7 protein-coding genes are annotated in these 12,799 nt (G+C 35.0%); 6 read left to right on the top strand and 1 reads right to left on the bottom strand.

Going from position 1 to position 12,799, the window contains the following annotated elements:
* The first annotated feature begins 133 nt into the window (after window positions 1-133).
* The 3 genes from PHR76_RS02685 to PHR76_RS02675 all read left to right on the top strand — a co-directional run bounded on the left by PHR76_RS02685 (window position 134) and on the right by PHR76_RS02675 (window position 7,409).
* Window positions 134-1,702 (top strand): hypothetical protein, encoded by a 1,569-nt coding sequence (locus tag PHR76_RS02685; protein ID WP_300058257.1) that lies wholly within the window; start codon window positions 134-136, stop codon window positions 1,700-1,702.
* A 152-nt stretch (window positions 1,703-1,854) separates the two neighbouring features.
* Window positions 1,855-5,514, top strand: coding sequence for a phosphoribosylformylglycinamidine synthase (gene purL, locus PHR76_RS02680; RefSeq protein ID WP_300058255.1), 3,660 nt, complete (start codon window positions 1,855-1,857; stop codon window positions 5,512-5,514).
* Window positions 5,515-5,633: 119 nt separating this feature from the next.
* Entirely contained in the window at window positions 5,634-7,409 is a 1,776-nt protein-coding gene (locus PHR76_RS02675; protein ID WP_300058253.1) for a long-chain fatty acid--CoA ligase, read from the top strand.
* Window positions 7,410-7,434: 25 nt separating this feature from the next.
* On the opposite strand, the gene PHR76_RS02670 is transcribed toward PHR76_RS02675, so the two are convergent.
* Window positions 7,435-8,259, bottom strand: coding sequence for a hypothetical protein (locus PHR76_RS02670; protein ID WP_300058250.1), 825 nt, complete (start codon window positions 8,257-8,259; stop codon window positions 7,435-7,437).
* Window positions 8,260-8,523: 264 nt separating this feature from the next.
* Here PHR76_RS02670 and PHR76_RS02665 point away from each other — a divergent pair, with 264 nt between their 5' ends.
* The 3 genes from PHR76_RS02665 (at window position 8,524) to PHR76_RS02655 (ending at window position 12,597) form a co-directional block, all read left to right on the top strand.
* Window positions 8,524-10,737, top strand: coding sequence for a RelA/SpoT family protein (locus PHR76_RS02665; RefSeq protein ID WP_300058477.1), 2,214 nt, complete (start codon window positions 8,524-8,526; stop codon window positions 10,735-10,737).
* 104 nt (window positions 10,738-10,841) lie between these two features.
* On the top strand, window positions 10,842-11,288 hold the full coding sequence (locus tag PHR76_RS02660; RefSeq protein ID WP_300058247.1) for a transcriptional repressor: 447 nt from the start codon (window positions 10,842-10,844) through the stop codon (window positions 11,286-11,288).
* 37 nt (window positions 11,289-11,325) lie between these two features.
* Window positions 11,326-12,597 (top strand): adenylosuccinate synthase, encoded by a 1,272-nt coding sequence (locus PHR76_RS02655; protein ID WP_300058244.1) that lies wholly within the window; start codon window positions 11,326-11,328, stop codon window positions 12,595-12,597.
* Window positions 12,598-12,799 lie beyond the last annotated feature (202 nt).

Genomic DNA, 12,799 nt, shown 5'->3' with positions numbered 1-12,799 from the left:
TTTACTTTTTTGGTAAATTTACTAAAGAAAAATAAAATATGACAATTCCGATAAACTAAAATGAATTTATTCCCGTTTGTAGTTTTGTTTTGCTAATTCAAATAAATCGCTAATTTTACCAAAAAAGAAGTCCATGCGCAATTCACTTGTTATACTTTTCATCCTGTCCATACTTTCGTTAGCTTCTTGTCGAGAAGATTTCACTTTTGAACCGAGTAATGGCGGTCTCGAATTCTCAAAAGACACCATTTATTTTGACACCATTTTTACAGGAATTAGCTCAAGCACCTATACGTTAAAAGTGTATAACAAATCGAATAAGGACATTCGTATTTCACAAATTAAATTCGCCAAAGGATTAGAATCGAAATACCGCATGACCGTGGATGGAATGACTGGAACTAACAACCGCATTTTTGAAAATGTGGAAATGTTGGCCAAAGACAGTATGTATATTTTTATTGAAACTACGGTGGATATCGCCGAAGCAAATCCGAGTGATTTTTTATATACCGATCAAATTGAATTTGGTTCGGCAACAAGTTTTCAAAAAGTAGAATTAGTGACTTTAATTCAAGATGCATATTTTCTTTATCCTCAGCGTTTTGATAATGGCACCACAGAAACCCTTCCCATTAGGGAGGACGAAATTTTTGGTTTCTATTTAGATGAAAATGATCCTATAAATGGCAATGAATATGTTTGGAATAATTCGAAACCCTATGTAATTTATGGTTACGCCGCTGTTCCATCTAACAAAACATTAACCGTTGAAGCCGGAGCTCGAATTCATTTTCATGCTGAATCAGGAATCATTGTCGGAAATAATGCTTCGATGCAAGTGAATGGATTACCTTCTGCTAATCCAGATGATTTCTATGAAAATCGTGTGGTTTTTGAAGGCGATCGACTAGAGCCATTGTATGAAAATGTTCCTGGTCAATGGGGAACGATTTGGCTTACGCAAGGGAGTAAAAATAATTTATTCACGAATTGTCTCATCAAAAACGGAACGTTTGGATTATATGTTACAGGAAATACTTCGCTAACCAATTCAGAAGCGGATGTAACCTTAACAAATGTAGAGTTTTACAACCATTCCAACTTTGGAATTTTAGCCCAAACCGGTTATATCACTGGTAAAAATGTGGTTATTAATAGTGCGGGACAGGCGGCTTTAGCTTGTACCTACGGTGGAAAATATAATTTTAATCATTCCACTTTTAATAACAATTGGTCGAGTTCTAAACAGCTTTCTGTTCTGTTGAATAATTATATTGAAGGAGCTATTCCTGAAATTCAGCCAATGGTAGAAGCAACATTTACCAATTGTCTTATATATGGTTCTAACCAAATCCAATTTATTATTGACAAAAAAGATGATCCTAATTTCAATTATAAGTTTGACCATTGTCTCATTCGATTTAATAACGTGAATAATGTTTTTTCAAACAATCCGTTGTATCAATTTGCTACAGATGTGACTCATTATGAAAATTGTTTAATCGCTGTGAATTCTGCCGTTTTTCGCCCTTCTTTTTTTGATGTAAATTCTAATCAATTAATTATTGGTGATGATTCTGCTGCTCGCGGACAAGCAAATTACATTTATTCTACTGGCACAAAGGATATAACGGACAGAACGCGAGAAAATCCTTCTGATATTGGAGCCTATAATTTTGTGACTTTTGAAGAAGATTAACAAAACAACTTTTTTGCTTATAAATTCGAAAGTTATAGTTTAAAAACTGTTAACAATACCTTATTCTTTTTGTTTACAAAAAGAGTAAAATTCAACTTTGCCGATTAAATTTTTCGGATTATCTTTGTGCCACACAACTAATTCAACATATCATGATTCATTTCTTCGGAAACGAAAATAACACAGTTTTTGCCGTTCAATCGCAAAATGATCTTTCAACTCAAGACATTGCTAAATTAAATTGGCTTTTTGGACAAACAGAAAAAATAGAAAAATCCGTCTTAGCGGATTTTTTTGTTGGCCCACGTGCCGCTATGGTTACGCCTTGGAGTACCAATGCAGTTGAAATTACTCAAAATATGGGGATTTTCGGAATTATTCGAATAGAAGAATTTCAACACACAACTGAAGTTTTTTCTGATTTTGATCCGATGCTTTTTCAAAAATATTCGACTTTAAATCAGGAAATCTTCTATATAAAAATCCAACCAGAAGCCATTTTAGAAATTGATGACATTGCGGCTTATAACCAAAAAGAAGGCTTGTCGTTAAGTGAAGAAGAAGTCAATTACTTGAATACTTTAGCCATTAAGTTAAAAAGAAATTTAACAGATTCTGAGGTTTTTGGATTTTCCCAAGTAAATTCAGAACATTGCCGTCACAAAATTTTCAACGGAACATTTATAATCGATGGCGAAGAGAAACCCTCATCCCTATTCAAATTAATTAAAAAAACTTCGGCCGAAAACCCAAACGAGATTGTTTCCGCTTACAAAGATAATGTGGCGTTTATCAAAGGGCCAATAGTTGAACAGTTTGCCCCTAAAAGTGCCGATAAACCCGATTTTTACCAAACCAAGCCATTTGAATCAGTTATTTCATTAAAAGCAGAAACCCATAATTTTCCAACAACAGTAGAACCATTTAATGGTGCTGCAACGGGTTCTGGTGGCGAAATAAGAGACCGTTTAGCAGGTGGACAAGGTTCTTTGCCTTTAGCTGGAACTGCGGTTTACATGACTTCTTATTCTCGAATAGACGAAAATCGTCCATGGGAAAATGCCATGCAAGAACGTAAATGGCTATATCAAACCCCGATGGATATTTTAATCAAAGCCTCCAATGGAGCTTCTGATTTTGGAAATAAATTTGGCCAACCCTTAATTACAGGTTCTGTACTCACTTTTGAGCACGAAGAAGAAGCTCGGAAATTAGGTTTTGACAAAGTCATCATGTTAGCGGGTGGAATTGGCTACGGAAAAGCGGATCAAGCAATAAAAAAAGAACCTAAAGTTGGGGATAAAATAGTGATTTTAGGTGGTGAAAATTACCGTATTGGAATGGGCGGAGCGGCTGTTTCGTCAGCAGATACTGGAGCTTTAGGTTCTGGCATCGAATTAAATGCCATCCAACGTTCAAATCCTGAAATGCAAAAAAGAGCCGCCAATGCGATTCGTGGAATGGTAGAAAGTGATGAAAATCCGATTGTCTCTATTCATGATCATGGGGCTGGTGGACACTTAAATTGTTTATCTGAATTAGTCGAAGCAACTGGCGGATTAATTGATTTAGATAAACTTCCTGTGGGCGACCCAACGCTTTCTGCCAAAGAAATTATTGGCAATGAAAGTCAAGAGCGAATGGGATTGGTTATCGGACAAAAAGATTATGAAACGCTAGAGCGAATTGCAATAAGAGAGCGTTCACCAATATATGATGTGGGTAATGTAACAGGAAATCATCGGTTTACTTTTGAATCTAAATCAACTGGAGAAAAAACAATGGATTTTGATTTAGCCGATATGTTTGGAAGTTCTCCCAAAGTAAGAATGCACGATGTAACCGTTACTAGAAATTATACGGAAATTAGCTATTCTGAATCGGATTTTACAACCTATTTAGCACAAGTTTTACAATTAGAAGCCGTGGCTTGTAAAGATTGGTTAACCAATAAAGTCGACCGTTGTGTGGGCGGAAAAGTAGCCAAACAACAATGTGCTGGTCCGTTGCAACTACCTTTAAACAACGTAGGCGTTATGGCCTTAGATTACAATGGAAAAGAAGGAATTGCAACCTCCATTGGCCACGCTCCTATTGCTGCTTTAATTGACCCTAAAGCTGGAAGCAGAAATGCTATTGGAGAAGCTCTTTCTAACCTTGTTTTTGCACCTTTAAAAGATGGCTTAAAAAGTGTTTCCCTTTCTGCCAATTGGATGTGGGCTTGTAAAAATGAAGGCGAAGATGCCCGGCTATATGAAGCTGTTGAAGCCTGTTCTGATTTTGCGATTGAATTGGGAATTAATATTCCAACTGGAAAAGATTCTTTATCCATGAAGCAAAAATATGCCGATGCAGAAGTGATTGCTCCTGGAACAGTAATTATTTCTGCCTCAGGAAATTGCAACGAAATAACAAAAGTAGTTGAGCCTGTTTTTCAAAAAAATAGTGGTTCTATTTATTATATCAACTTATCGCAAGACAAATTTAAGTTAGGCGGTTCTTCCTTTGGTCAAATTAGAAATGCCATTGGTAAGGAAACGCCAACCGTTCAAAACGCAGCTTTCTTTAAAAATGCATTTAATGCCATTCAAGAGTTGATAAAAAACGATGAAATTGCCGCAGGTCATGACATTGGAAGTGGTGGTTTAATTACCACTTTATTAGAACTCTGTTTTGCGAATACACAATTGGGGGCTCAATTGGACTTTAGTGCTTTTACAGAAAAAGATATACTCAAAATACTTTTTGCAGAAAACATTGGAGTCGTTTTGCAAGCCAATGATGATGCTGTTTTTGAATCGTTCTTAACTCAGGAAAATATCGAATTTTTCAACATAGGAAAAGTAATTACTGATGAGAAATTAGAAGTTGGAAACTGGACGCTTTCTATTCCGGAATACCGAGACATTTGGTTTAAAACTTCGTATTTATTAGATCAAAAACAAACTAAAAACGGACAGGCAAACGCTCGGTTTGAAAATTATAAAAACCAAATCTTATCCTATCAATTTCCAACTCAGTTTTCTGGTAAAAAACCAGTAGTGGAAACAGCACAAGTTCGCCCGAAAGCAGCCATTATTCGTGAAAAGGGAAGTAATTCAGAACGCGAAATGGCCAATGCCATGTATTTAGCCGGATTTGATGTAAAAGATGTTCATATGACCGATTTAATTAGCGGTCGTGAAAACTTAGAAGAAATTCAATTTATTGGAGCGGTTGGCGGTTTTTCCAATTCGGATGTATTAGGTTCTGCCAAAGGCTGGGCGGGTGCATTCTTGTATAATGAAAAAGCAAAAACTGCTTTGGATAACTTTTTTAAACGAGAAGACACACTTTCTGTTGGAATTTGCAATGGCTGTCAATTGTTTATGGAATTAGAAGTGATTAATCCAGAACATGAAATTCATGGAAAAATGCAACACAATACCAGTCAAAAACATGAAAGTATCTTTACTTCGGTAAAAGTGCAAGAAAACAACTCGGTCATGCTTAAAACATTAGCTGGAAGCACTTTAGGCGTATGGGTTTCACATGGCGAAGGAAAATTTAAATTACCGCTTTCAGAAGAAAATTATAACATCGTGGCCAAATACGGCTATGATAATTATCCTGCCAATCCAAATGGTTCCGATTTCAATACCGCCATGTTGTGCGATAAAACGGGACGCCATTTAGTCATGATGCCGCATATTGAACGCTCCACATTTCCATGGAATTGGGCTTATTATCCAAAAGACAGAAATGATGAAGTTTCACCTTGGCTAGAGGCTTTTGTAAATGCTAGAGTTTGGGTAGAAAATGTTAAAAAATAAAATTTTTTAACATTTTAGTTTCATAAAATCAAGGAGTTGACACTATTCAGCTCCTTTTTTTATTAAAATCATTTGAAAATGATTGATTTTTATCTAATTTGCACAAAATTCATTAACAAATGGTGCAAATTTCGCGACTTTTCGACTTTCCATATTACCAACTGGAAAAAAACAATATTCCAGATTGTTTAGTAACAAAATATAATGGGGAATGGATTAAAACTTCTACCCAAGAATATATCAACAAATCGAATGCCATTTCGCGTGCCTTACTTCGTTTGGGAGTTCAAAAAATGGATAAAATAGCCATCATTTCTACAACAAATAGAACAGAGTGGAATATAATGGATATTGGTTCACTGCAAGTTGGTGCTCAAACGGTACCGATATATCCAACCATTTCTCCAGAAGAATATGAATATGTATTAAACCATTCGGAATCAAAATACTGTTTTGTTTCTGACCAAGTAGTTTTGGATAAATTAAACGCCATCAAACAAAATATTCCTTCCTTAAAAGAAGTATTTAGCTTTGATGAAATTTCGGGCTGCAGAAATTGGAAAGAGCTCCTTGAACTTGGGGCGGATGAATCCAATCAACCAGACGTAGAACACAGAAAAGACAATGTAAAACCAGAAGAATTAGCAACTATTATTTATACTTCTGGAACAACAGGAAAACCTAAAGGAGTTATGTTGTCGCATAACAATATTGTTTCAAATGTACTAAATAGTGCTCCCCGAATTCCTTTTGATGAAGGTACAAGCAGGGCGTTAAGCTTTCTGCCTATCTGCCATATTTTTGAAAGAATGATAATCTACATTTATCAATATTATTCTGTTTCCATCTATTTTGCTGAAAGTATTGAAAAATTAACGGATAATTTAAAGGAAGTTCATCCCACGGTCATGACGGTTGTTCCGCGGCTTTTAGAAAAAGTATACGATAAAATTTATGCCAAAGGAGCGGAATTATCTGGTCTGAAAAAAATGTTGTTTTTTTGGGCAATTAACCTCGGCTTACGATACAAACCGTATGGGCAAAATGGTTGGTTTTATGAAAAACAATTGGCTATTGCAAGAAAATTAATATTTAGCAAATGGCGAGAGGGCTTAGGAGGCGAATTAAGCGTCATGGTCTCTGGAAGTGCAGCTTTACAACATCGGTTAGCTCGTGTTTTTGCGGCAGCCAATATTCCAGTCATGGAAGGATATGGCTTGACAGAAACTTCGCCTGTTATTTCGGTCAACGACATGCGTAAGGGTTTATTTCGTGTTGGAACAGTTGGAAAAGTAATACAAAATGTAGAGGTTAAAATCGCTGAAGACGGTGAAATTCTTTGTAAAGGCCCTAATGTAATGATGGGTTATTACAAAGATGAAACGCTAACCAATGAAGCAATTAAAGACGGTTATTTTCATACTGGGGATATTGGAGAATTTGATTCGGATGGTTTTTTACGAATTACAGACCGTAAAAAAGAAATGTTTAAAACATCTGGCGGAAAATATATTGCTCCTCAAATTATTGAAAACCGTATGAAACAATCCTTATTTATTGAACAAGCGATGGTTATTGGTGATGGCGAAAAAATGCCAGCTGCTTTTATTCAACCTAGTTTTGATTTTATCCGTGATTGGGGATTACGACATGGCTTAAAATTAGAAGGTAGCAATAAAGAATTAATCAAAAACCCAAAAGTTCTTGAGCGTTTTCAAGAAGAAGTTGACCATGCCAATGAACGATTTGGTAATTGGGAAAAAGTAAAACGATTTGAACTTACTCCTGATGTTTGGTCAATTGAAGCGGGACATCTTACACCAACTATGAAGCTACGCCGTAAAATTATACGCGAAATATATAAAGATTTATACGCTAAAATCTATCATTCGTAATAGTCAAACCCTATAAAAAGAACTGTTACTTACCCTTATTTTGTTTATCCCATTCTTTTCTAGACATGGTATAAATCAATTCGGTATCTAATACAAAAACAGAAACTTCTTTATCGCTCAACACGATATGCTTTTTCCATTCAACAAAATCTTTATATAAAAGAAGCGTACAAATATCAGTTGCATCTATATAATCACTCATCACGTTGGTATGGGTTGTTGATTCTAATTTTGACTTCTTATCTTTAGATTGAGCTGGTAATTGTATCAGGGAATGATGAAATTTCTCTTCTTTAACAAATTTATTATTGTTGTTATAATGTAACAAATAGTCATTTCCCATCGTGATTATTCCTTTTTTTGTAGAAGCGGTCATCACATACACTTTTTTATCATTTTCATGATAAATCGGAATATAACTCAACGTCGTATGTTCATACGATTTATAAAATCCATTCGGATTTGCAGCTACGCGTTTTTTGGCATCTTGCCGAAGGGTAATTAAGACTTCCTCAACAGCTTCAGGGGTTCGATTTCGAGTATCAATTAAAATTGGTTTTCGGGTTGGAACATTCTCATACTCATAACGAACGAGAATTTGAGAAGTATCACGTCCGTAAAAGATTGTAATAACATTACCTTGATCATTAAAATAAGATAAGTAACCCGCCAAACTATCTTGTTTCGATTTGAAACGCTCTAAAAAATCGTCCACACTATACCAAGAGGCTTTTTCTAAACGGTATAATTTTTTTCCTTCTTCTAAGGCTTTATCCGTTTCACTCGTTTGAGCAAATCCCATTGTTCCAAAAAACAAGACTATCCAACTGACTATTTTTTTTATTTCCATATACAAATAAAGCCATTTTTTTTTAAATCGTGCAAATGTGATAAGACTTGCCTCCTATTTACATCCTTATTTTTAATTGAAAATTTCAATTTTTTAGTATTTTACATATTCTAAAAAATTAATTCAATGTGTACAACTACTTAAAATCAAATCCCCTTTAAACTTTTTTATGAAAATAAAATTCAAAAAAATGTACTTTTATACTCCTAAACGCCTTGTATAATTCAAAACTTTATGCTACTTTTAGTAAATGAACCAACTACTATGACGGAAATAGAAATTGAACAAGAAAACAAGCTTATTGCCAAGGAATACAAAGAGTTATTACGCATTAGTTATCAAACCTTAACTCCCGATGATAAGAAAATCATCCGTAAAGCCTTTGATGTTGCAGTTGATGCCCATAAAGACCAACGTCGTAAATCTGGCGAAGCGTATATCTTTCATCCCATAGCAGTAGCTAAAATTGTAGCTGCAGAAATTGGGCTGGGTGCCACTGCTATTGCTGCTGCTTTGATGCACGATGTGGTAGAAGACACCGATATTACCGTGGCCGATATCGAAAAAATGTTCAATCCGAAAATTGCTCAACTAGTAGATGGGTTGACCAAAATTGCGAAAGTAAAAACAGACCAGGAAATTTCGATGCAAGCCGAAAATTTTCGCAGAATGCTTTTAACGTTAAACGATGATGTTCGGGTAATCCTAATCAAATTGGCTGATCGCTTGCACAATATGCAAACCATGGAATCGATGGTGGATTATAAGCAAGCCAAAATTGCTTCAGAAACTCTTTATATTTATGCACCACTCGCCCACCGTCTTGGTTTATACAACATCAAATCTAAACTTGAAGATTTAGGATTAAAATATACAGAACCCGCCGTTTACGCAGATATTATCGGAAAACTTAAAGAAAGTAAAGAAGAGCAAGAAGCGTATATCAATGCGATTTCTGATGTAATTAAAAAGTCATTAGATGTGGAAGGCATAGAATATACCATTAAAGGCCGACCAAAATCGATTTATTCCATCCGTCGAAAAATGTTGACACAAGGGGTAACTTTTGATGAAGTATATGATAAATTTGCTTTACGTATTGTTTACAAATCGAATCAACACGACGAAAAATTCATTGCTTGGAAAATTTATTCAATCGTTACAGACCATTATCGTCCGAGCCCGAGTCGCCTACGCGATTGGATTTCTTCACCAAAGTCTACCGGTTATGAAGCCTTACATATTACAGTAATGGGTCCGAAAGGGCGTTGGGTAGAAATTCAAGTCCGCTCCGAACGCATGGACGAAATTGCAGAAAAAGGATACGCAGCACATTACAAATATAAACAAGGCGTTACAGAGGAAAACACCTTAGATACTTGGCTAAATTTATTAAAAGAAGCTCTAGAAAATTCGACTGCCAATGCGGTTGATTTTGTAGAAGATTTTAAACTCAATCTCTATTCCAAAGAAATTTATGTGTTTACGCCAAAAGGAGAAATTAAATCACTTCCCAAAGGAGCTACTTCTTTAGATTTTGCCTTTAGTATTCACTCTGAAATTGGTATACGCACCAGAGGAACACGTGTTAATGGAAAACTTGTTCCTTTAAACCATGTATTAAATAGTGGTGATCAAATAGAAATTATCACCTCACCCAACCAAAAACCAACGGCACATTGGCTTGATTATGTTACTACTTCTAGAGCAAAAAATAAGATTAAAAATGTGCTCAATGAAGATACAAAACGAATTGCAGAAGACGGAAAAGAATTGCTTACTCGAAAATTGCGTCATTTAAAAATTACGTTAAACGAAACAACTATCAATGAGTTGGTGAGTTATTTTAAGTTAAAAACAAGTTTAGATTTGTTTTATAGAATGGGAATTGGCACCATAGATAATCAACAATTAAAAGATTATGCCGCTCAAAAAAGCAACACGTTGATGAACTTTTTCAAAAAAATGAAACGTTCTCCTTCGGTTGCACCAGAGCAAATTTTAAAACATGAATTAAGTAAGAATTATGACATGCTTGTGTTTGGATCGGAACTTGATAAATTAGATTATAAATTATCCAGTTGCTGTAATCCAATACCGGGTGACGATGTTTTTGGTTTTTTAACTATAAATGACGGAATAAAAGTGCACCGAAAAGACTGTCCGAATGCCATCAGTTTACAATCAAATTATGCCTATCGGATTATTCAAGCCAAATGGATTGATTCAAGCCAACAAGACTTTAAAGCGATTTTAAAAATTACGGGAATGGACACGATGGGTCTAACCAACGAACTTACACGGGTGATTTCCAACCAGATGAACGTGAATATTCAAAGTATTTCACTTAGTGGCGATGCGGGAATTTTTAACGGACAAGTAACTGTTGTGGTGCAAAATAATACAATTTTAAAACGATTAATTGAAAATATTAAAAAAATTGACGGTATTGATAAAGTTACACGAGTAAACAATTAGTAATGATAAAGGCATTCGTTTTATTATTCATAATCTCATGGTAAACTTCCAATGAAAATCAGTCAAAAACTAAAAATAATGTATCTTTGTAGATATTAATAATCATGGAAACTCAAAAAAATCAAGAAGTAGTAAAAACAGTATTTACCAAATACATGGAGCAAAAAGGGCATCGAAAAACCCCAGAACGCTATGCTATTCTTCAAGAAATTTACAATAACAAAGAACATTTTGATATTGAATCACTCTATATCAAGATGAAAAACAAAAACTATCGGGTAAGCCGGGCCACGCTATACAATACCATAGAGTTATTGTTGGAATGTGGCTTAGTGCGGCGTCATCAATTTGGGCAAAACCAAGCTCATTATGAAAAGTCGTATTTTGACAAACAACATGACCATATTATTATGACAGATTCTGGCGAAGTCATCGAGTTTTGTGACCCACGAATTCAACAAATAAAACAAACTATTGAAGAAATTTTCGGAATAGAAATTCATAACCATTCCCTTTATTTCTATGGAAATAAGAAAAAAACAATCGAATAAATAAACAACTACTCAACACTAACAACTCACAAAAAAAATGACTGTAGATTTGCTACTAGGCCTGCAATGGGGCGATGAAGGAAAAGGAAAAATTGTAGACGTACTCACTTCAAAATATGATATTATTGCTCGTTTTCAAGGTGGTCCAAATGCCGGACATACTTTAGAATTCGATGGAATAAAACATGTTTTGCGAACTATTCCTTCTGGAATTTTTCATAAAAATGCATTAAATATTATTGGAAATGGCGTGGTAATTGACCCCGTGGTTTTTCAAAAAGAATTAGAAGGACTTGAAAAATTCAACATGGATATCAAGTCGAAATTATTTATTTCTAGAAAAGCTCACTTGATACTGCCAACCCATCGCTTACTTGATGCGGCTTCGGAAGCTTCTAAAGGAAAAGCTAAAATTGGCTCTACTTTAAAAGGAATTGGTCCAACGTATATGGATAAAACTGGGCGAAACGGAATTCGAGTTGGCGATATCGAAATGACCAATTTTAAAGAACGTTATCGAGCCTTAGCGGATAAACATGAAGCGATGATTTCATTTTATGATGTCAATTTACAATATAATTTACCTGAACTGGAAGAAGAATTTTTTACCGCAATTGAGGTATTGAAAACGCTAACTTTTATTGATAGTGAAGAATTTTTAAATCAAGCTTTGAAAGTCGGAAAATCAATTCTGTGTGAAGGTGCTCAAGGTTCTTTACTTGATATTGATTTTGGTACGTATCCGTTTGTAACTTCGTCTAACACTACTGCCGCTGGTGCTTGTACAGGTTTAGGCATTGCTCCCAATAAGGTAAAAAATGTTTTTGGAATTTTTAAAGCGTATACCACTCGCGTAGGAAGTGGTCCGTTTCCAACAGAAGATTTTGAAGAAGCGGGAGACATAATGGCAAAAGTAGGTAATGAATTTGGCTCTGTGACCGGACGGAAAAGACGTTGCGGTTGGCTAGATTTAGTAGCCTTGAAATATGCCGTACAAGTGAATGGAGTAACGGGTTTATATATGATGAAAGGTGATGTTTTATCCGGTTTTGACACTTTAAAAGTGTGTACCGCTTATCAATATAAAGGTCAAAAAATAACGCACCTTCCCTATAATATTGAACCTGAAAATGTAGAACCTATTTATACGGAAATGAAAGGCTGGCATGCGGATTTAACGGGAATGACTTCCTACACTGAACTTCCGGCTGAATTAAAAGCCTATATTGATTTTATCGAAAAAGAAATTGAAGTTCCTATTACTGTGATTTCTGTCGGACCTGACCGTAAGCAAACGATTATCAAATAGTTTTTTTGATTATTTTGACAATACTAACATAAATTAAAGCCGTTACAAAGTTCAATTGTAGCGGCTTTTTTGATTAACTAACTCGTTCAAAAATTTGACTGATGAAGGATATAGTGATAGACGACCAAATTAACAAAATGTTACACTTTTACCTTAATCATAAAAAAACCACGTATAAAACGTGGTTGAAAAACTTGTTCCG

This window comes from Flavobacterium sp., from assembly GCF_028689845.1.
Taxonomy (GTDB): domain Bacteria; phylum Bacteroidota; class Bacteroidia; order Flavobacteriales; family Flavobacteriaceae; genus Flavobacterium.
Note: the sequence above shows the minus strand (reverse complement) of the source record. Positions and strands in the feature narration are given on the sequence as shown.

Excerpts from the sequence above, each read along its gene's own strand:
- PHR76_RS02655 (WP_300058244.1), top strand. The coding sequence starts at position 11,326 with ATGACTGTAGATTTGCTACTAGGCCTGCAATGGGGCGATGAAGGAAAA.
- PHR76_RS02660 (WP_300058247.1), top strand. The coding sequence starts at position 10,842 with ATGGAAACTCAAAAAAATCAAGAAGTAGTAAAAACAGTATTTACCAAA.
- PHR76_RS02685 (WP_300058257.1), top strand. The coding sequence starts at position 134 with ATGCGCAATTCACTTGTTATACTTTTCATCCTGTCCATACTTTCGTTA.
- purL (WP_300058255.1), top strand. The coding sequence starts at position 1,855 with ATGATTCATTTCTTCGGAAACGAAAATAACACAGTTTTTGCCGTTCAA.
- PHR76_RS02675 (WP_300058253.1), top strand. The coding sequence starts at position 5,634 with ATGGTGCAAATTTCGCGACTTTTCGACTTTCCATATTACCAACTGGAA.
- PHR76_RS02665 (WP_300058477.1), top strand. The coding sequence starts at position 8,524 with ATGACGGAAATAGAAATTGAACAAGAAAACAAGCTTATTGCCAAGGAA.
- PHR76_RS02670 (WP_300058250.1), bottom strand. The coding sequence starts at position 8,259 with ATGGAAATAAAAAAAATAGTCAGTTGGATAGTCTTGTTTTTTGGAACA.